This is a genomic window from Acidocella sp. KAb 2-4, assembly GCF_020567705.1.
Classification (GTDB): domain Bacteria; phylum Pseudomonadota; class Alphaproteobacteria; order Acetobacterales; family Acetobacteraceae; genus Acidocella.
In genome coordinates this window covers 116406-136473 of sequence record NZ_JAJDJU010000007.1, presented here as the reverse complement: position 1 = coordinate 136473, position 20068 = coordinate 116406, and the positions used below count along the sequence as shown (strand labels likewise).

At 66.4% G+C, this 20068-nt stretch carries 21 protein-coding genes and 2 tRNA genes; 13 read left to right on the top strand and 10 right to left on the bottom strand.

The window, feature by feature from the left end:
* Positions 1–296: 296 nt before the first annotated feature.
* The 3 genes from LI953_RS07085 to LI953_RS07075 form a co-directional block, all read right to left on the bottom strand.
* Positions 297–1268: an NAD-dependent epimerase/dehydratase family protein gene (locus tag LI953_RS07085; protein WP_227075341.1), complete on the bottom strand. Its 972-nt coding sequence runs from the start codon at positions 1266–1268 to the stop codon at positions 297–299.
* Positions 1268–1819, bottom strand: a complete 552-nt coding sequence (locus LI953_RS07080) for an SIS domain-containing protein (RefSeq protein ID WP_227075340.1) — start codon at positions 1817–1819, stop codon at positions 1268–1270. Before LI953_RS07080 ends, LI953_RS07085 begins: the two co-directional genes overlap by 1 nt.
* Positions 1820–1906: 87 nt before the next feature.
* Positions 1907–2692 (bottom strand): 3-hydroxybutyrate dehydrogenase, encoded by a 786-nt coding sequence (locus LI953_RS07075; protein WP_227075339.1) that lies wholly within the window; start codon positions 2690–2692, stop codon positions 1907–1909.
* A 152-nt stretch (positions 2693–2844) separates the two neighbouring features.
* Here LI953_RS07075 and LI953_RS07070 point away from each other — a divergent pair, with 152 nt between their 5' ends.
* Complete coding sequence (locus tag LI953_RS07070) at positions 2845–4017, top strand: patatin-like phospholipase family protein (RefSeq protein WP_227075338.1); 1173 nt, start codon at positions 2845–2847, stop codon at positions 4015–4017.
* Between the two features lie 69 nt (positions 4018–4086).
* On the top strand, positions 4087–6054 hold the full coding sequence (parE, locus tag LI953_RS07065; RefSeq protein ID WP_227075337.1) for a DNA topoisomerase IV subunit B: 1968 nt from the start codon (positions 4087–4089) through the stop codon (positions 6052–6054).
* Positions 6055–6134: 80 nt separating this feature from the next.
* Here the strand turns inward: parE and LI953_RS07060 are convergent, their stop codons facing one another.
* The 3 genes from LI953_RS07060 to LI953_RS07050 form a co-directional block, all read right to left on the bottom strand.
* Positions 6135–6404 carry an HU family DNA-binding protein gene (locus LI953_RS07060; RefSeq protein WP_183266470.1) on the bottom strand — a complete coding sequence of 90 codons (270 nt, stop codon included), beginning with the start codon at positions 6402–6404 and terminating at the stop codon, positions 6135–6137.
* A gap of 182 nt (positions 6405–6586) precedes the next feature.
* Positions 6587–6662: transfer RNA gene (locus LI953_RS07055), tRNA-Phe, on the bottom strand.
* Between the two features lie 50 nt (positions 6663–6712).
* Positions 6713–6787 (bottom strand) — tRNA-Thr (locus tag LI953_RS07050).
* 86 nt (positions 6788–6873) lie between these two features.
* Between LI953_RS07050 and LI953_RS07045 the strand changes: the two genes are divergently transcribed.
* From LI953_RS07045 to LI953_RS07030, 4 genes are read left to right on the top strand one after another with little or no spacing between them, the layout of a single operon-like run.
* Entirely contained in the window at positions 6874–7041 is a 168-nt protein-coding gene (locus LI953_RS07045; protein ID WP_227075336.1) for a hypothetical protein, read from the top strand.
* Positions 7032–7586 (top strand): dCTP deaminase, encoded by a 555-nt coding sequence (gene dcd, locus LI953_RS07040; RefSeq protein ID WP_227075335.1) that lies wholly within the window; start codon positions 7032–7034, stop codon positions 7584–7586. Before LI953_RS07045 ends, dcd begins: the two co-directional genes overlap by 10 nt.
* 6 nt (positions 7587–7592) lie before the next feature.
* Complete coding sequence (murA, locus tag LI953_RS07035) at positions 7593–8843, top strand: UDP-N-acetylglucosamine 1-carboxyvinyltransferase (protein ID WP_227075334.1); 1251 nt, start codon at positions 7593–7595, stop codon at positions 8841–8843.
* An 8-nt stretch (positions 8844–8851) separates the two neighbouring features.
* The gene (locus LI953_RS07030) at positions 8852–9277 is read left to right on the top strand and encodes a DUF1810 domain-containing protein (protein WP_227075333.1); all 426 of its coding nucleotides are present in this window, start codon (positions 8852–8854) and stop codon (positions 9275–9277) included.
* Here the strand turns inward: LI953_RS07030 and LI953_RS07025 are convergent.
* Positions 9267–9734 (bottom strand): GNAT family N-acetyltransferase, encoded by a 468-nt coding sequence (locus tag LI953_RS07025; protein ID WP_227075332.1) that lies wholly within the window; start codon positions 9732–9734, stop codon positions 9267–9269. The genes LI953_RS07030 and LI953_RS07025 overlap by 11 nt on opposite strands.
* Positions 9731–10900 (bottom strand): ribonuclease D, encoded by a 1170-nt coding sequence (gene rnd, locus LI953_RS07020; RefSeq protein WP_227075331.1) that lies wholly within the window; start codon positions 10898–10900, stop codon positions 9731–9733. Before rnd ends, LI953_RS07025 begins: the two co-directional genes overlap by 4 nt.
* 69 nt (positions 10901–10969) lie before the next feature.
* Here rnd and aspS point away from each other — a divergent pair, with 69 nt between their 5' ends.
* The 5 genes from aspS to LI953_RS06995 all read left to right on the top strand — a co-directional run bounded on the left by aspS (position 10970) and on the right by LI953_RS06995 (position 15928).
* Positions 10970–12757 carry an aspartate--tRNA ligase gene (gene aspS, locus LI953_RS07015; protein ID WP_227075346.1) on the top strand — a complete coding sequence of 596 codons (1788 nt, stop codon included), beginning with the start codon at positions 10970–10972 and terminating at the stop codon, positions 12755–12757.
* A gap of 193 nt (positions 12758–12950) precedes the next feature.
* On the top strand, positions 12951–13715 hold the full coding sequence (gene pstB / locus LI953_RS07010) for a phosphate ABC transporter ATP-binding protein PstB (RefSeq protein WP_227075345.1): 765 nt from the start codon (positions 12951–12953) through the stop codon (positions 13713–13715).
* 11 nt (positions 13716–13726) lie between these two features.
* A complete protein-coding gene (gene phoU / locus LI953_RS07005) occupies positions 13727–14443 on the top strand; it encodes a phosphate signaling complex protein PhoU (RefSeq protein WP_227075330.1) in 717 nt (238 codons plus the stop codon).
* 2 nt (positions 14444–14445) lie between these two features.
* Positions 14446–15153 (top strand): phosphate regulon transcriptional regulator PhoB, encoded by a 708-nt coding sequence (phoB, locus tag LI953_RS07000; protein ID WP_227075329.1) that lies wholly within the window; start codon positions 14446–14448, stop codon positions 15151–15153.
* A 70-nt stretch (positions 15154–15223) separates the two neighbouring features.
* Positions 15224–15928, top strand: a complete 705-nt coding sequence (locus LI953_RS06995) for an AIM24 family protein (RefSeq protein WP_227075328.1) — start codon at positions 15224–15226, stop codon at positions 15926–15928.
* Positions 15929–15931: 3 nt separating this feature from the next.
* Here LI953_RS06995 and LI953_RS06990 read toward each other — a convergent pair whose 3' ends face one another.
* Complete coding sequence (locus LI953_RS06990; protein WP_227075327.1) at positions 15932–17041, bottom strand: FAD-binding oxidoreductase; 1110 nt, start codon at positions 17039–17041, stop codon at positions 15932–15934.
* On the bottom strand, positions 17038–17802 hold the full coding sequence (locus LI953_RS06985; RefSeq protein ID WP_227075326.1) for an alpha/beta fold hydrolase: 765 nt from the start codon (positions 17800–17802) through the stop codon (positions 17038–17040). The genes LI953_RS06990 and LI953_RS06985 overlap by 4 nt, the downstream gene beginning before the upstream one ends.
* 116 nt (positions 17803–17918) lie before the next feature.
* Between LI953_RS06985 and LI953_RS06980 the strand changes: the two genes are divergently transcribed.
* Both LI953_RS06980 and LI953_RS06975 read left to right on the top strand, forming a co-directional pair.
* A complete protein-coding gene (locus LI953_RS06980) occupies positions 17919–19082 on the top strand; it encodes an O-antigen ligase family protein (RefSeq protein WP_227075325.1) in 1164 nt (387 codons plus the stop codon).
* Complete coding sequence (locus LI953_RS06975; RefSeq protein WP_227075324.1) at positions 19079–20062, top strand: YncE family protein; 984 nt, start codon at positions 19079–19081, stop codon at positions 20060–20062. The genes LI953_RS06980 and LI953_RS06975 overlap by 4 nt, the downstream gene beginning before the upstream one ends.
* Positions 20063–20068 lie beyond the last annotated feature (6 nt).

Here is a 20068-nt window from a genome sequence, read left to right as displayed (position 1 = left end):
GAAGACTAATTTTCCTCTGCCTCAGGACTTTCATCCTGTAGCGGAGGCCGATTAGTCTACCCTCCGAACCGCCCGTTTTCAAGTCCGTGCGGCCCGTCGGTGGAGCGAGCTTCTATTGAATTGATCGAAGACCGTCAACTGGGGGAGGCTCGCAAAATCGCCATTTTACCCAAAAAATCTTACAATACATTGATTGTATTGGTAAAAATTTCTTTGCCGCCGACGACCGCCCTCGCCTTGGCGGCCAAGCTCGCCTTCGGCGCCCGTTTCCATCGGCCAAAAAAAACGCCGGGCCATCACAGCCCGGCGCGCATCTCCCGCCATACCCGGTACCATTCGACGAATCGCGGCACGCCCTCCTCCAGCCTGGTCGAGGGTACGTAGCCGCACAGCGCATGCAGCGCGTCGACATTCGCGCAGGTCTCCACCGGGTCCGCCTCGGGCTTCGGCCTGGTCTCGATCACGGCCTCCCGGCCCAGCGCCCGTTCCAATAGCCGCACCAGATCGGTCACATACTCGGCGCGGTTATTGCCGATATTGAACACGCGATGCGGCGCCGCGCTGTCCGGCGGGTTGTCGAACACCCCCAGAATCCCGGCCACGATATCGTCGATATAGGTGAAATCCCGCTTCAGCCGCCCCGAATCGTACAGTGTCACCGGCTGGCCCACGCAAATCGCCTCGGCAAACCCGAAATACGCCATATCCGGCCGTCCCCAGGGCCCATACACGGTAAAAAACCGCAGCCCCGTCTGCCGCAGCCCAAAGAGATGCGTGTAGCTCGCGCTCATCAGCTCATCCGCACGCTTGGTCGCGGCATAGAGCGAAGACGGCTTATCCGCCCGCTCGCTCTCCGCATAAGGCAGCGCCGAGCCCGTCCCATATACCGAAGACGAACTCGCATAGATCAGATGCTTCACGCCGGGCGCATGCCGCGCCAGCTCCAGAATCGAGAGATGCCCGGTGAGGTTGGAGGCCGCATAGGCAAAGGGCTGCTCCAGCGAATAGCGCACCCCCGCCTGCGCGGCGACATGCACGATCACCTCCACCCCATCCCCCAGCTTCATCACCGAGTCGTGGTCCGCGATGTCGAGCTTGTGAAAGCTGAACCCCTTGCCGCCCAGCCGCGCCAACCGCGCCCGCTTCAGCCGCACGTCATAATAGGTGTTGAGGTCATCCACCCCCACCACCTCCAGCCCGCGCGCCAGCAGCGCCTGCGCCACATGATAGCCAATAAACCCGGCCACCCCGGTCACCAGCACGCGCATCAGGCCACCAGCCGGTCTTCGAGCAGGGTCAAAATCGCGTGGCCCAGCGTAATGTGGCACTCCTGCACCCGCGCGGTGTCCGTCTCCGGCACCACGATCGCCAGATCGCACAGCCCCAGCGCCGGCCCGCCAGCGCCGCCCAGCAGCCCGACCGAGGTAATCCCCATCTCCCGCGCCGCCCGCAGCGCCCCCAGCACATTGGCCGATTTGCCGGAGGTGGTAATGCCAAACAGTACATCCCCGGCCCGCCCGAGCCCGCGCAGCGGCCGCGCGAACATCTCATCCACGCCGAAATCATTCACCGCCGCCGTCACCGCCGAGGTATCCAGCGCCAGCGTGATCGCCGGCCAGCTCTGCCGCGCCACCGCCCCGCGCAAGCGGATCACCAGCTCGGTGGCCAGATGCTGCGCATCCGCCGCCGAGCCGCCATTGCCGCAAAAAATCAGCTTGCCCCCGCCGCGCAGCGCGGTTTCACAGGCCGCCACCACGGCGAGCACCGGCTCCGCCTGCGCCGCCAGCGCCAGCTTCAGCTCCGCCGAGCGCCGCAGCATCGCCGCATAACGCGCGGCTTCTGTTTCATGCGTAGAAATGACCCACTCCCGCCCAAGGTTTCGCGGGGCTTATACGCCAGCGCGCCGTTATTGCGCCACCCAGCCGCCATCCATCGAGTGGGCCACGCCGGTCATGGTCTCCGCCGCGTCCGAACACAGAAACACCGTCAGCGCGCCCAGATGCTCCGGCGTGGTGAATTTATGCATCGGCTGCTTTTCCGAGAGCAGTTTCACCTTTTCCGCGTCCACGCTGGTGCCATTGGCCTTGGCCCGGTCCTCGATCTGCTTCTGCACCAGCGGGGTCAGCACCCAGCCGGGGCAGATCGCATTCACCGTCACGCCGCTATTGGCGAGTTCCAGCGCCGCCACCTTGGTCGCGCCCAACACGCCATGCTTGGCCGCCACATAGGCCACCTTATTGGCGCTGGCCACCAACCCGTGCGCCGAGGCGATGTTGATGATCCGCCCCCAGCCCTTGGCCTTCATGCCCGGAATCGCCGCCTTCATGCCATGGAAAACAGCCGAGAGGTTGAGCGCGATGATCGCGTCCCAGCGCTCATCGGGGAAATCCTGCACCGCCGCGGTAAACTGGATCCCGGCATTGTTCACCAGAACATCCACGCCGCCGAGCTTGTCCTGCGCCGCCTTCACCAGCCCGGCCACGCCCGCGCCGGTCGAGAGATCAGCGCCGTCATACGCGACTTTCACCGAAAATTCTTTTTCCATCCCGGCGCGTAGCGCCTCGATCTGCCCGGCATCGCCGAACCCGTTCAGCATCACATCCGCGCCTTGCGCCGCCAGCGCCCGGGCGATGCCCAAGCCAATACCGCTGGTGGAACCGGTGACGAGTGCGACCTTGCCTTTTAACGCCATACGCTGAACTCCTACCGTGTTGCGATGCCGCGAGACCATCACGCATGTCCGGCGAGGTCAAGCACGGCAGCAATGCTCTCAGGTGGCAGCTCCGCCGCCATCCATGTTTATATAGGTGGAGCCAACCACAACCCGCAGGAGTGCTCCCGGCCATGGACCAACCGACCCAGCCCCGGCACACACGCCGCAAATCCCTGCCGCCCATGCCGCATATCCCCCGCCCCAAGGGCTGCGACGGCATCGGCCTGGTCCTTCAAGGCGGCGGCGCACTGGGCGCCTATCAAGCCGGAGTGTATCAGGCGCTGCACGAGGCCGGGCTGGAGCCCGATTGGGTGACGGGCGTATCCATCGGCGCCATCAACTCCGCCATCATCGCCGGCAACGCCCCCGAGCACCGCCTCGCCAAGCTCGAGAAATTCTGGCTCGATATCACCGCGCGCGACCCCTACACCATCTGGCCCGAGGGTGATTACGCCCGCATGCTGCGCAATATGCTCTCGGCCATGCATGGCGTGCTGTTCGGCCAGCCTGGCTTCTTCCGCCCGCGCCCGGCCTCGGGCTTCCTCGCCCCGCGCGGCTCGCGCGCCGCCACCGCGCTTTACGACACCTCCCCCCTGCACCACACGCTCGACAATCTGGTCGATTTCAACCTGATCAATGACGGCCCGGTGCGCCTCGCGGTCGGGGCGGTGAACGTCGCCACCGCCAATTTCCTGTATTTCGACAATCACGAGGTCGAAATCGGCCCCGAGCACATCATGGCTTCCGGCGCCCTGCCGCCTGGCCTGCCGATGATCCGCATCGGCGCCAACCATTATTGGGATGGCGGGCTCGTCTCCAACACCCCGCTGCAACATCTGCTCGACCATATCGGCAACAAGAACATGCTGATCTTCCAGGTCGATCTGTTCTCCGCCCGCGGCGAGATCCCGCGCGACATGCCGAGCGTGCTCTCCCGCCAGAAGGACATCCAGTATTCCTCGCGCACCCGCACCACCACCGATCACTTTCTGCAGGTCCACCGCCTGCAGCAACAGCTGCGCGAGGCGCTCTACCTGGTCCCCCCCGAATTGCTGACCGAGGAACAGCAGGAGATGAAGGCCACCCTCGAACGCCTGCCCGAGATCAACATCCTGCAACTCATCTACCAGCAGAAAGCCTATGAGGGCGACGCCAAGGATTACGAGTTCAGCCGCATCTCGATGAAGGAGCACTGGCGCGCGGGCTATTACGACACCCGCCACACCCTGGCCCGCGGCGACTGGCTGCGCTTCACCGGCGAGGGCGGCATCAACGCCTACGACATTCACCGTGTGGGTGAATAAGCCGCCCCTTGCCTCCGGCGCGGCGGGCGTGGCAACCAATGCGCCCGTCAACCCCGGAGCCGGCAGACCTTGAGCGACTTATTCCAAAGCGGTGCGAGCAATGATTACGGCGCGAAGGACATCGAGGTCCTTGAGGGCCTGGAGCCCGTGCGCCGCCGCCCCGGCATGTATATCGGCGGCACGGACGAAACCGCCCTGCACCACCTCGCCGCCGAAATCCTCGACAACTCGATGGACGAAGCCGTCGCGGGCCATGCCGGCGTTATCGAGATGGCGCTGGAGCCCGGCAACAAGCTCACCATCCGCGACAATGGCCGCGGCATCCCCATCGACCCGCACCCCAAATTCAAGACCAAATCGGCGCTGGAGGTGATCCTCACCACCCTGCACTCGGGCGGCAAATTCTCCGGCAAGGCGTATGCCACCTCGGGCGGCCTGCACGGCGTCGGCTCCTCGGTGGTCAACGCGCTCTCCAGCAGCTTCACCGCCGAGGTCGCGCGCGACAAGAAGCTCTACCGCCAGGATTACGCCAAAGGCCACCCCACCACCAAGCTCGTCGAAATCGGCCCGGTGCAAAACCGCCGCGGCACCTCCATCAGCTTCGTGCCCGATACCGAGATTTTCGGCCCGCTGCGATTCTCCCCCGCCCGGCTCTACAAGCTCTGCCGCTCCAAGGCTTATCTGTTCCGCGGCGTGCGCATCCGCTGGAGCTGCGACCCGTCGCTGCTCAAGACCGAGTCGGACATCCCCGCCCAGGCCGAATTGCATTTCCCCGGCGGCCTGCGCGATTCGCTCGCCGCCGAGCTGGGCGACGCCGCGCTGGTGCTGCCCGAGATCTGGGCTGGCGAAGCCAAATTCGCCCCCATCAACGGCCAGGAGCAAGGCAAGCTGGAATGGGCGCTGGCCTGGGCCGAACAGGGCGATGCCAGCATCGACACCTATTGCAACACCGTGCCCACCCCGCTTGGCGGCACGCATGAAGCCGGCTTCCGCGCCGCCCTGCTCAAGGGCCTGCGCGCCTGGGCCGAAACCCGCAACAACAAGCGCGGCGCCATCCTCACCGCCGAGGACGTGCTGGGCTCGCTTCGCGCCAAGCTCTCGCTGTTCATCCGCGACCCGCAATTCCAGGGCCAAACCAAGGAAAAACTCACCACCGCCGAGGCCGCGCGCCTCACCGAAACCTCGCTGCGCGACCGGTTCGACCATTTCCTGGCGGGCGACCCCGCCAATGCCGACAACCTCCTCGCCTTCGTCATCGACCGCGCGGAGGAGCGCCTGCGCCGCAAGGAGGCCAAGGACACCCCGCGCAAATCCGCCACGCGCCGCCTGCGCCTGCCCGGCAAACTCGCCGATTGCGCCACGGAAAGCGCCGAAGGCACCGAAATCTTCCTGGTCGAGGGCGACTCCGCCGGCGGCTCCGCCAAACAGGCGCGCAACCGCAACACCCAGGCGATCCTCCCGCTGAAAGGTAAGATCCTCAACGTCGCCTCCGCCTCCGGCGAAAAGCTGCGCCAGAATCAGGAACTCAAGGATCTCATCGAGGCGCTCGGCTGCGGCGCGGGGCAAAGCTTCAACCGCGCCGCGCTGCGTTACGAGCGCATCATCATCATGACCGACGCCGATGTCGACGGCGCGCACATCGCCTCGCTGCTGATGACCTTCTTCTACCGCGAACTGCCCGAGCTGATCCGCCACGGCCATGTCTATCTCGCGCAGCCGCCGCTCTACCGCATCGTCCACGGCGCCAAGAGCGTTTACGCGATGGACGATGCCGCGCGCGAGCGCCTGGTGAAAACCTTCAAGCCTGGCGCCAAACTTGAGATCAGCCGCTTCAAAGGTCTCGGCGAAATGCCGCCCGCGGTACTCAAGGAGACCACCATGGACCCGGCCAAGCGCATATTGCTGCGCGTCATCGCATCGCCTGAGCAACGGGCCGAAACCTCCACCCTGGTCGAAAGCCTGATGGGTAAGCGCCCGGAGTTGCGCTTTCAATTCATCCAGGAAAACGCGGGCAAAGTCGTGGAGCTGGACATCTAGCATCCACATCCCGCCGCGGCGCAACAAAAAACGGCTCCGGGTTGCCCCGGAGCCGTTTTACATTTCCTTAAGGAAATTCCTCAGACCAGCTTCTTCAGCGTGGGCGAGGCCTTGAAGCGCACGGTCTTGCCGGCCTTCACCTTGATCTCCTCGCCGGTGCGCGGGTTCACACCCTTGCGCGCCTTGGTCTTGCGCACGGTGAAGGTGCCGAAGCTCGGCAGCGTGAACTTGCCGTTCTTCTTCATCTCCTTCACGATCGCCTCGATCAGATCGGTGGCGGCGCGGTTCGCGGCAACGCCGGTAATCTCGGCGGAGTTCTGGATAACTTCAGCAATAAATGCCTTCGACATAATTACATGCCTCTTTCCTGTTATACGGCCTGAGCGGGCTAGTTTCGCCAAACCGCTGTTCAAATCTATCAAAAACGCGGCTGGCGCGAGTCGCGTTAGTAAAATATCTAGCCTGCGCCTGCGGCGAACGCCAGAGCATTGCGCGGGGCTGCATCAAAAATATCAGCATTTTACGGGAAAAATGGTGCCCAGGGGCGGAATCGAACCACCGACACTGCGATTTTCAGTCGCATGCTCTACCAACTGAGCTACCTGGGCACTTGGGTAGCAGGGTGCCTATACCAGGCTGGCCCCTGTTGCAAGCCCGCTGGTGCTGTCACTGGGAATTGAACCCAGGACCTCTTCATTACCAATGAAGTGCTCTACCCCTGAGCTATGACAGCATTGCGGTGGGGGGCGTATATCGAACCCGCGCGCCGGATGCAACAGCCCTTGACGCATTCCCTCCGCCAAGCTTTGAACATCCCCCATGAAGGCGCCGCACCCCTCTCCCAAACCAAGCCCGGCCGAGGCCGCCCGGGCCGCGCGCGAGGCTGCCGAAGCCGCGGCGCTGCGGGCTAACCTGCTGCGCCGCAAGGCCCAATCCCGCGCCGCCGCGCCCCCCGCCCCCAAACAGGAAGATGATAAATGCCGGTAATGCCCGACCACTGGATCCGCGCCCAGGCCCTGGAAGCGGGCATGATCTCCCCCTTCGTCGAGGCCCAGAAGCGCGACGGCGTGGTCTCCTACGGCCTCTCCTCTTATGGCTACGACGCCCGCTGCGCCGATCATTTCAAAGTTTTCACCAATGTCGATTCGGCGGTGGTGGACCCCAAGGCCTTCAACCCGGCCAGCTTCGTGGACCGCACCGGCCCGGTCTGCATCATCCCGCCCAACTCCTTCGCCCTCACCCATACGGTCGAATATTTCCGCATCCCGCGCGATGTCCTGGTCATCTGCCTGGGCAAATCCACCTATGCGCGCTGCGGCATCATCGTGAACGTCACCCCGCTGGAGCCCGAATGGGAAGGCCAGGTGACCATCGAGATCTCCAACACCACACCGCTGCCGGCCAAGATCTACGCCGGCGAGGGCATCTGCCAGTTCCTGTTCCTCAAGGGCGAAAGCCCGTGCGAGATCTCCTACGCCGACAAAGCCGGCAAATATATGGGCCAGCGCGGTGTCGCGCTGCCGAGGATGTAAGCCGTCATGGATTCGATTCGCATCACGGGCGGCGTGCCGCTCTCCGGCACCATCGCCATCTCGGGCGCCAAAAACGCCGCCCTGCCGCTCATGGCCTGCGGCCTGCTCACCGATGAGCGGCTGGTCCTCACCAACGCCGCGCGCCTGGCCGACCTCGCCACCATGACCGAACTGCTCGCCCAGCACGGCATCGCCGTGGAGTGGAGCGGGCGCAGCATCTCGCTCGGCGGGCGCATCACCAACACCGAGGCCCCTTACGACATCGTGCGCAAGATGCGCGCCTCGATCCTGGTGCTCGGCCCGCTGCTCGCCCGCGTCGGCGAGGCCCGCGTCTCCCTGCCCGGTGGCTGCGCCATCGGCACCCGTCCGGTCGATCTCCACCTCAAGGGGCTGGAGGCGATGGGCGCCAAGATCAACCTCGATGGCGGCTATATCGACGCAACCGCCCCCCAGGGGCTGAAGGGCGCGACCATCGTGTTCCCCTTCGTCTCCGTCGGCGCCACCGAAAACCTGCTGATGGCCGCTGCCCTGGCCGATGGCATGACCACGCTGAAAAACGCCGCGCGCGAGCCGGAAATCACCGACCTCGTTCATTGCCTCGTCGCCATGGGCGCCAAAATCACGGGGATCGGCACGGATACGCTGGTCATCGAGGGGCAAAAATCCCTGCATGGGGCTACCCACGCCATCCTGCCCGACCGCATCGAAACCGGCACCTATGCCTGCGCCGCGGCCATCACCGGCGGCAATCTGTTCCTTGAGAACGCCCGCGCCGCCGATCTCGGCGCCGTGCTCACCTCGCTGCGCGAGGCCGGCATCGTCATCACCGAGGAGGCCAACGGCTTCCGCGTCGCCCGCGCCAACGGGCTGCACGGCGTGGATGTGATGACCGAGCCCTTCCCCGGCTTCCCCACCGACATGCAGGCCCAGTTCATGGCCCTGATGGCGGTGGCCGAGGGCGCCTCGATGGTCACCGAGACCATCTTCGAGAACCGCTTCATGCACGTCCCCGAACTCAACCGCATGGGCGCGCGCATCAACGTGCACGGCTCCTCGGCGATCATCCGCGGCGTCAAGCATCTCTCCGGCGCCCCGGTCATGGCCACCGATTTGCGCGCCTCCTTCTCCCTGGTGCTGGCCGGGCTGGCCGCGCGCGGCGAGACCACCATCTCCCGCGTCTACCACCTCGACCGCGGCTATGAGGCGGTGGAGCAGAAACTCGCCGCCTGCGGCGCGCGGATTGAACGCCTGGCCTGACGCCCCACATGGCGGGGATGGACCCGTTCAACCTCGCCCGCTTCCTCGCGGCGCAAGCCCCAGTGCTCCCGGCGGTGCGCGCCGAACTCGCCGCCGGGCATAAGCGCACGCATTGGATGTGGTTCATCTTCCCGCAACTCGCGGGGCTCGGCGCGTCCGCCATGTCGCAGCGTTATGCCATCTCCGGGCTGGCGGAGGCGCGGGCCTATCTCGCCCATCCGCAACTCGGCCAGCGCCTGCTGGACTGTACCCGGCTGGCCATGCAATCCGGCCGTCCGGCGCTCGACATCTTCGGCCCCATCGACGAACAAAAGCTGCGCTCCTGCCTCACCCTGTTCGCCGCCGCCTCGGCGGAGCCGCTCTTCACGCAGGCGCTCGCGCAATTCTTCGGCGGCGCACCCGATCAAGCCACCCTGGTCCGACTCAGCGCGTAAACCGCAACTCCATATTCACCACCTCCACCGGCAGCCCGCCGCTTGGGCGCCGGTACATGGCCCGCCCGGTCTCCACGAAGCCGCAGCGCGCATAAAACGGCGCCGCGTTCAGCGTCGCCTCCAGCCGCACCAGCCCGTCCCGCCGCGCCTCTGCCACGCCCGCCTCCAGCAACACGCGCCCCAGCCCGCGCCCTGCCGCCTCGGGCCGCACGAAAAGCCGCGTGATCACCCCCGGCGCGGTATCCACAAAGCCCAGGATCACCCCATCCGCCTCGGCCACCCGCACGGTTCCGGCCGCGATCACCGTCTCGTATTGCGCCGCATCCCGGCCATCCATCCAAGCGGCAATCTGCGCCGGGGCGTAATGCCCCGCCGCCAGCGCGGTAATCGCCGCCGCCGTCACCTCATACAGCGCCTGCCCCTCGCCCGCCCGCGCCGGGCGGAGGCGCGGGGTCATTCCTTCAGCTCGACGATCTTGATCCGCTTGCCCTTGGTCGAGAGCGCGATCTCGCCGCGGATCAGCCGCAGCGCGTCCTCACCGAACATCTCCCGCCGCCAGCCTTCCAGAATCGGGTTGGGCGCGGTCTCGTCCAGCGCCAGCGCCTCAATCTCCTCGCCCGAGGCCACCAGCCGGGGCGCCACGTTGTTCTGCTCCGCCGCCGCGCCCAGCAGCACCTTCAGCAGCGACACCAGCGCCGGCGAGGCGCGCGGCGTGTCGCGCGGGCGCTCCACCCGCGGCAATTCGCCCTCGGGCAGCGTCTTCGCCGCTGCGATCGCCGCCAGCAGCGACACGCCCGACTTGCCATTGGCAAACCCGGCGGAAATCCCGCGCACGCGGGTCAGCGTCTCGGCATCGGCCGGAGCCAGCGCCGCAACCTCGGGGATCTGCTCATCCTTGAGCAGCCGCCCGCGCGGAATGTTGATGCGCTGCGCCTCGCGCTCGCGCCACGCGGCGATGGCCTGCATCAGCGCCAACTGGCGGCGGTTATTGGTGCGGATCTTCAGCCGCTCCCAGGCCCGCGCCGGCTCCACGCGGTAAGTGCCCGGTTCGGCCAGCACGGCCATCTCCTGCGCCACCCAATCCATCCGCCCTTCAACCCGCAGCCGGGCCGAGAGCTTTTCATACACAACGCGCAGATGCGTCACATCAGCGGCGGCGTATTCGATCTGCGCCTTGCTCAGCGGCCGCGCCGACCAATCGGAGAAGCGGTGCGTCTTATCTATATGCCCGCCGGTCAGGGCCTGCACGAGGCTGTCATACCCCACCTGATCGCCAAACCCGGCCACCATCGCCGCCACCTGGGTGTCGAACAGGTTCGCCGGCACCGCCCCGAACAGCAGCAGGAAGATTTCCACATCCTGGCGGCAGGCGTGGAACACCTTCACCGGCTCCGGCCTGGCCAGCAACTCGCCCAGCGGCGCGAGGTCCAGCCCCGGGGCCATGGCATCCACCACCGCCACGTCGTCGGTGCCGGCGAGCTGCACCAGGCACAGCTCCGGGTAATAGGTCTTCTCGCGCATGAACTCGGTGTCCACCGTGATGAATTCCTCATTGGCCAGGCGCGCGCAGAGGCCGGCCAGGGCCTCGGTGGTGGTGATGAACTGGGTCTGTGTCTCGGTCATGCTCCTCCCTTAGCCGCCTCCCGGCTTGACAGGAAGCAGCCCCCGGTTTCTTTGCCCGGCATGGAACAGATTCACGCCTATCGCACCCATAATTGCGCCGCCCTGCGCAGCTCCGACATCGGCAAAACCGCCCGGCTTTCCGGCTGGGTGCACGCCAAGCGCGACCATGGCGGTCTGCTGTTCATCGATTTGCGGGACCATTACGGCCTCACGCAATGCGTGTTCGCCGCCGGCACCCCCGCCTTCGCCGCCGCCGAGCATGCGCGCGTCGAGTCGGTGATCACCGTCACCGGCACCGTGGTCGAGCGCGCGCCGGGCACCACGAACCCCAAGCTGCCCACCGGCGAGATCGAGCTGCGGGTAGACGCGCTGGAGGTCCAAGGCCCGGCCGACGTGCTGCCCATCCAGGTCGCGGGCAATGAGAACTACCCGGACGAGCTGCGCCTGAAATACCGCTTCCTCGATCTGCGCCGCGAGCAGGTGCATAAAAACATCATGCTGCGCGCCGGGGTCATCGCCTCCTTCCGCCGCCGCATGATCGAATCCGGGTTCACCGAGTTCCAGACCCCGATCCTCACCGCTTCCAGCCCCGAGGGCGCGCGCGACTTCCTGGTTCCCTCGCGCAACCATCCCGGCAAGTTCTACGCCCTGCCCCAGGCCCCGCAGCAATTCAAGCAGTTGCTCATGGTCGCCGGGTTCGACCGCTATTTCCAGATCGCCCCCTGCTTCCGCGACGAGGCCTCCCGCGCCGACCGCTCGCCCGGCGAGTTCTACCAGCTCGATTTCGAGATGAGCTTCGTGACGCAGGAGGACGTGTTCAACACCATCGAGCCGATCCTGCACGGCGTGTTCGACGAATTCGCCTCCGGCCGCGAGGTGGGCAAGCCGCCCTTCGTGCGCATTCCGTATGACGAAGCGCTGCTGAAATACGGCTCCGACAAGCCGGACCTGCGCAACCCGATTGTGATCTCCGACGTCACCGAGGCGTTCCGCGACTCCAGCTTCGGCCTGTTCGCCCGCATCATCGAGGGCGGCGGCATCGTCCGCGCCATTCCGGCCCCGGGCGCTGGCGCCAACCCGCGCTCCTTCTTCGACAAGCTGAATGAATGGGCACGCGCCGAGGGCGCCGGCGGGCTCGGCTACATCACCTTCTCCGAGGCCGCCCCCCAGGGCCCGATCGCCAAAAACCTCTCGCCCGAGCGCGCCGAGGCCATCCGCGAGGCCTGCGGCCTGAAGGCGGGCGACGCCGTGTTCTTCGCCGCCGGCAAGGAGCTTGACGCCGCCAAATTCGCCGGCACCGTGCGCACCAAGCTCGGCAACGATCTCGGCCTGATCAAGCAGGGCGAGTTCAAATTCTGCTGGATCGTCGATTTCCCGATGTATGAATACGACGAGGAGCTGAAGCAGGTGGTGTTCTCCCACAACCCGTTCTCCATGCCGCAAGGCGGGCTGGAGGCGCTGGAGACCCAGGACCCGCTGACCATCAAGGCCTTCCAATACGACATCGTCTGCAACGGCATCGAGCTGTCCTCCGGCGCCATCCGCAACCACCGGCCGGACATCATGCTCAAGGCCTTCGAGATCGCCGGTTACGGCCCCGAGGAAGTCGAGGCCCGCTTCGGCGGCATGCTCAACGCCTTCCGCTACGGCGCGCCCCCGCATGGCGGCTCCGCCCCGGGCATCGACCGCATCGTCATGCTCCTGGCCGATGAGCCGAACATCCGCGAGGTCATTGCCTTCCCGCTCAACCAGCAGGGCGAGGATCTGATGATGGGCGCCCCCGCCCCGGTGCCCGCGCCGCGGCTCAAGGAACTCTCAATCGCCCTGGCGCTGCCGCCCAAGCCGGTCAAATCCTGAAATTATCCGGCCAGGCGGCCCACCCCGCCTGGCCATTTTCTTATCCGCCGCCGCACCCCCCTTCCTGTCACCCAAGCTTCACGCTACCGTCATCGTAGTGTCACGCAACGCGCTTATGGAAGCGCCCATGGAAATAGCGAGTCATCAGACCATGACATCCGACACGGCCCTGGCCGGCGCCCTTCGTCCCGACATGCAGGGCCAGACGGCTCGTGTCTCCATCCGCAATCTCAATTTCTATTACGGCGAGACGCACGCGCTGAAAAACGTCTCGATCGACTTCCCCGACCGCCAGACCACGGCCATGATCGGCCCCTCCGGCTGCGGCAAATCCACCCTGCTGCGCGTGCTCAACCGCATGTATGACCTCTACCCCGGCCAGCGCGCCGAGGGCGAGGTGCTGATCGGCGGCAACAACATCATCGCCCCCACGCAGGATCTCAACCGCCTGCGCCGCCGCGTCGGCATGGTGTTCCAGAAACCCACGCCCTTTCCCAAATCCATCTACGACAACGTGCTGTTCGGCGTGCGCCTGCACGAAAGGCTGAGCAAGGCCGAGATGGACGAGCGCGTGGAATGGGCGCTCACCCGCGCCGCGCTGTGGAACGAGGTGAAAGACCGCCTGCACAGCTCCGCCCTCGGCCTCTCCGGCGGCCAGCAGCAGCGCCTATGCATCGCCCGCTCCATCGCCGTGCGGCCGGACGTGCTGCTGCTCGACGAGCCGACCTCCGCGCTCGACCCGATCTCCACGCTGAAGATCGAGGAGCTGGTGGATGAGTTGAAGCGCGATTTCTGCATCGTCATCGTCACCCATAACATGCAGCAGGCGGGCCGCTGCGCCGACCAGGTGGCATTCTTCTATCTGGGCGAACTGGTCGAGGTTGGGCCGTCGAGCCAGATCTTCACCGCCCCGCGCGAGCGCAAGACGCAGGAATACATTACCGGCCGCTTCGGCTGAGGAGCTTCTCAATGCCCAACGAATCCAAGCATATCGTCTCCTCCTTCGAGGCAGACCTCAAAAAACTGCACGATATGATCGCCGCCATGGGCGGGTTGGTGGAGCGCGCCGTGGCCGACGCCGCGACCGCCCTGCTCACGCACGACGCCAATCTTGCGGCGAATGTCATTGAGCATGACGCCCAGATCAATGCCGAGCAGCACGCGGTGGAGCAATTCGCGGTGCGCCTGCTGGCCCTGCGCCAGCCCGTGGCCGATGATCTGCGCCAGATCATCCAGGCGCTGAAAGTCGTCACCGATCTTGAGCGCGTCGGCGACTACGCCGCCAACATCGCCAAGCGCAGCATCGTCATCAACCAGGTGGCGAGCAATTTCTCGCTCTCCAGCCTCGGCCAGATGGCCGCTTTGGTGCAGCAGAACCTCAAATCCAGCATCGACACGGTGGGCGAGGCCAACCCGCAAAAGGCGATCGCCCTGTGGCGCGCCGATCAGGCGGTGGACGACCTTTACAACACCATCTTCCGCGAATTGATCACCTACATGATGGAAGACGCGCGCAATATCACCGCCTGCACGCATCTGCTGTTCATCGCCAAAAACCTCGAGCGCATCGGCGACCACACCACCAACATCGCCGAGCTGGTCTACTACGCCGTCACCGGTGAAAACCTCCCCGATTTCCGGCCCAAGGGCGACACCACGGCCGCCTATCTGCCCAGCAACGGCTGACGATGTCCGACCTCAACAAGCCCTACGTCCTGATCGTCGAGGACGAAGCGCCGCTGGTCACCCTGCTGCGCTATAATCTGGAGAAACAGGGCTTCCGCGTCGAGGATACCGGCGATGGCGGCGAGGCCCTGGCCCGCGTTACCGAGGCCCCGCCCGACCTGCTGCTGCTGGACTGGATGTTGCCCACCATGTCGGGCATCGAGGTCTGCCGCCAGCTCCGCCGCCGCCCGGCCACGCGCGCCCTGCCGATCATCATGCTCACCGCCCGCGCCGAAGACCAGGACGCGGTGCGCGGCCTCGACACCGGGGCCGATGACTACATCACCAAGCCCTTCTCCACCGAGGCGCTGATCGCGCGCATCCGCGCCCTGCTGCGGCGCACCGGCTCGGTCCCGCAGAAGACCAAGCTCGCCTTCCACGACATCTCGCTCGACCCCGCCTCGCACCGCGTTACCCGCAACGGCCGCGCCCTGCATCTCGGCCCCACCGAGTTCCGCCTGCTGGAATTCTTCCTGCGTCACCCCAAGCGGGTGTTCTCGCGCGAGGATGTGCTGAACGCCGTCTGGGGCCGCGACATCCATGTCGAGCCGCGCACCGTGGACGTGCATATCCGCCGCCTGCGCAAGGCCATCAACGGCCCCGGCGAGATCGACATCGTGCGCACCGTGCGCGCCGCCGGTTACGCGCTGGACGTCGAAGACATCGCCTGACCCGCCGCGCGGCTTTGCGTCGGCGCGGAACCATGCTCCTATCCGGCAGCCATAAACCGGAGCCCCCAGCATGAAAGCGGATATCACCGGCACCACCCTGCCCGTCCTGCAGATCAGCCTCGCCCCGGGCGAGTCGGTTATCGCCGAACCCGGTGAATTCTCCTGGATGAGCGGCAACATCCAGCTCAACACCACGACGCAGACAGCCGGCGCCCGCGGCCTGCTCAGCGCCATCGGCCGCGCGCTCGGCGGCGGCGGGCTGTTCATGACCGAATACACCGCCAGCGGCGGGCCGGGCATGGTCGCCTTCGCCGCCAAGCTGCCGGGCAGCATCCATCAGGTCGATGTCCCCACCGGACATTCCTACATGATCCACAAGCAGGGCTTCCTCTGCGCCACGCCCGGCGTGCAGCTTGCCATCGGCTTTCAGCGCCAGCTCGGCACCGGGCTGTTCGGCGGCAACGGCTTCATCATGCAGCGCCTCAGCGGCCCCACCACCGCCTTCGTCGAACTCGGCGGCGAGAGCGTGATCTACGACCTGCGCCCCGGCGAGACCCTCCAGGTGCATCCGGGCCATGTCGGCATGTTCGAAGACACGGTGGGGTTCGACATCGTGCTGCTGCGCGGCATCAAAAACGTGATCTTTGGTGGCGACGGCCTGTTCATCGCCAAGCTCACCGGCCCCGGCCGGGTCTGGCTGCAAAGCCTCACCGTGCCGGGCCTCGCCCACGCCATCGCGCCCTATCTGCCGCCCCCGCCCGGCGGGGCGCGCTAGCCCCTACTGGCGGAACCGCATCGGGTCGATCGCGGGCAGAATCGCCGCCGCCGGGCCGGGGTCCTCACCCTTGATCATCGCGCTCACCAGCGTGCTGGCGGCGGGCGCGGTCTGGATGCCATAGCCGCCCTGGCCCACGCACCAGAAGAATCCCGGCACCGCATTATCCCAGCCAAAGGCCAGCGAGCGGTCGGGCGTGAAGGTGCGCAAGCCAGCCCAGGCCCGCTCCACGCGCCGCACCGGAATGTTCAGCGCCTTCTGCATGCGGTCGATGCCGATCGCCACGTCGATCTCCTCGGGCTGCACGTCATGCGGCGTATCGGGCGTCTCGTCGCAGGGCGTCACCATCAGCCGCGTGCGCGCCTCGGTCCGCACATACCAATCATGCGCGGCGGATTGCACCATCGGCCAATGCTCCACCTCATAGGGCGCGGGGTCGATGATCGCCGCCGTGCGCCGCCGCGGCACCAGCCCCAGCGGCGCCAGCCCAGCGAGCTTGGCCACCTCATCGCCCCAGGCCCCGGCCGCGTTCACCACCACCGGCGCGCGCATCACCGTCCCGTCCGAACACTCCACCACCCAGAGCCCGCCCTCGCGCTCGATCCGCCCGGCGCGATGGCGCAGCATGATCCGCCCGCCCGCCTCGCGCATCCGACGCAGATAAAACTGGTGCAGCGCCGCCACATCCATATCGAACCCGTCCGACTCCACCCCGGCGCGCGCGGCATAGCCATCGATGATCGCCGGACACAGCGCCTTCGCCTCGGCCAGCGAAATCTCCTCGACCCCCAACCCCTGCCCGATCAGCGCGTCCAGCGCCCCGGTCTGCTCCGGCGGCGCGAGGTAGAGGATCTTGCGCCCCACGGCGAGCCGGTCAGTGCCGATATCGGCGGGCGGGTGCTGATAGAAATCGTAAGACAGCCCGGTGAGCACGCGCACATCCGGCGGCCCGTAATTGCGCACCCAGATCGCCGCCGAGCGCCCTGTGGTGTGGTATCCGGCCTGCGCCTCCTGCTCCAGCAGCACCACCTTATGCGTGCCGCCCAGCCCCGCCGCCACTGCGGCGCCGGCGATTCCGGCGCCGATGATGATGACATCGCAATCGCCGCTCATACGCCAAAAAACTCCCGCAAGGCGGCGATCACCTCGGCTGGCTTATCGGCATGCAGCCAATGCGCCGCCCCCGCGATCTCCTGGCATTGCGCGTGGGGGAACAGCCGCCCGATCTCGCCCGCCGCCGCCAGCGTCACGTAATCTGACTCCGCCCCGCTCAGAAACAGCGCCGGGCCGGTGAAGGGCCGCGTCCCCGGCGGGTCCACCCAGTTCAGCATATCCGGCATCGCCGCCTGGATCTCGCGTAAGCCCACCCGCCAGCGCGGCGCCGCGCCCAGGACCAGATTATTGAGCAGAAACGCCCGCATCGGCGCCGCCTTCACCGTCTGCGCCAGCGCCTGCTCGGCGGCGGCGCGCGTCAGCCCTGGATGCAGCTCGATCGCCAGCATCGCCGCGACGTAATCGTCGTAATCATGGTCATACGGCACCGGCGCGATATCCAGCACCGCCACCCGCTCCACCAGATCCGGCCTGGTCAGCGCCAGCGCCATCGCGGTCTTGCCGCCCAGCGAGTGCCCGGCCAGCTTCACCCGGCTCAGCCCCAGGCTCGCCAGCGTCTCCGCCACATCCGCCGCCATGGTGGCGAAATCCATCGGCAGCCCGTGCGGGCTCTCGCCATGGTTGCGCAAATCCAGCGCGATCACCCGCGCCCCACCGCTCAAGCCGCGGCTCAGCACGCCAAGATTCCGCGCCGCCCCAAACAGCCCATGCAGCAGCACGAGCGGCTTACCTTCCCCCATCTGGGTCGCGTTTAATATCATGGTGATAGTTCAACACCCGCGCGCAGAAATCTCAAGCGCGCCAGCGCGAATCCAGGTATGAGCCCGGCATGATTCTAGCTCTGGTTGTCCTTGCCGCGCTTTGCTGTCTTGGGTTGATGTTTTATTTCCCGGCCGCCACCGCCATCCTCTGGGTGGTGATCCTGGAAACCTCGCCCGATGCCTGGCTGGCCCAGCTCACCGGCGGGCATGAGACGATCATCGCCCTGATCAAGGCCTCCGGCCTGGGGCTGGCCGCCATCCTGGCCATCCGCCAGGGCGTACGGTGGGATCGCTTCAACCCCGCCTTCGCCTTCGCCGCGATGTTCCTCATCGGGCTGGTGCATGGGCTCTACCCCGGCCTCACCCCGCTCGCCTCGCTGCGCTCGCTCATCGGCTCGGCGGCGCCGTTCCTGTTCTCCTTCGTGCGCCTACCGCCGCGCCTCATCGCCGGAGTGCTGCGCGCCGTGATGTGGGGGCCGCTCTGCGCCACCACCGCCGGGGCGCTGCTGGCACTGGCCGGGCTCGGCCATGTTTATGTCCTCGAACAGGGAACGCTGCGCCTCTGCGCCGCGGGCGAACCCGCCGTGCTGGCCGGTTTCGCGCTGGTCGGCGTTTACGCCGCGCTGCTCGAGAGCCTGACCACCCCAACCCTCGGCAAAACGCTTCTGGTGGGGGCGAATCTCCTCATCATCCTGCTCACCGGCGCGCGCATGCCGCTGCTGCTGGCGGGGGTGGACATCCTGGCCGTGCTGCTGCTGCAGCGGCGCCTGCTGCTGCTCGCCGCCGCGGGCGTGCTGGGCGGCGCGGCGGTGCTGGCGGCCAAGGCGCTCACCTTCATCCGCATGGTCGGCCTCACCGAACTGGGCGAAGCCACCAACCTCTCCAACCGCAACCTTATCTGGCCCTATTTCGAGAAGGCCATAATCGCCTCCCCGCTCTTCGGCTGGGGCGTGGGCGCGGGCAAGGTGATCGTGCCGGTCACCTCGCTGCTCGAGGCCCTGCTCGGCACCAACGCCGCGCATAATGAATATCTGCGCATCGGCGCCGAGGGCGGGCTGTTCGGCCTGTCCCTGCTGGTGGTTCTGCTCGGCTTCTGGGTGGCGCGCGGCACAAGCCCGATGCCGCCGCCGCAACGCTGGCTCATGCGACTGATTTTCATTGGCTTCGCGTTGCATTCTAGCACGGACAACACCCTCATCGCCACCACCGGCTCGGTATTCTTCCTGTGGGCAAGCTGCATCTTCGCACGCGCGGAAAATGGGACTACACCGACCGCATGATCACGCGCCGCACCGCTCTCGCCCTTCCCCTTGGCCTGCTCGCCCCCGCCGCCGCGGCGCAGAGCGCCCCGCCCATCGCCATGGTGATGAACTCGGCCGGCGCCTCGATCAGCGTCATCGACATGACCACCCGGCAGGTGATCGGCACCCACCCGGCCTTCCGCGAGCCGAGCCATTGGGCGCTAACCCCCGACCGCAAAACGCTCTATGTCACCGATGCCGGCGGCAACGCCTTCTTCGCCTTCGACCCGCTCACTGGCGCGCCGCTCGGCCATATGCGCATCGCCGACCCCTACCAGCTCGCCTATTCGCCCGACGGCAAGCTGCTCGTCGTCAACGCGCTGCGCCTCAACTTCGTCGATGTTTACGACGCCGCCAGTCTCACGCTGATCAAGCGCTTCCACGTCGGCAAGCTGCCGAGCCATCTCGATTTCTCGCCCGACGGGCGCTGGTGCTTCTCCTCGCAACAGGGCACCGATTCGCTGTTCTCCTTCGACACACAGACCCTGGAACCGCGCTGGACGCGCCATATCGGCAGCACCCCGGCCGGCGTGCTCTGGCACAACGGCAAGGTGCTAGTCTGCATCATGGGCGAAAACGGCATCATCGAGGTCGATCCGGTGGATGGCAGCATCACCCGCCGCCAGGAAACCGGCCCCGGCGCGCACAATATCTTCTTCGACGAGGGCAACCAGATCCTCTACATCTCCAATCGCGGCCCTGGCGACACCTCGCTCTCCGCCCTCGACCCGGTGACGCTGGAGGTCCGGCGCACCTATCCCATCGCCGGCGGACCGGACGATATCGGCATCGCCCCGGACGGCAAGATCTGGATCGCGCTGCGCTTCGCCGAGGAAGTCGCGGTGATGGACCCGGCCACGGGCGATTATGATACCATCCCCGTCGGCCGCTCTCCGCACGGCCTCTACCTCAGCACCTGCCTCAGCCACAAAGGCAAGCTGACGGCCGAAAACTTCTAGCCCCGA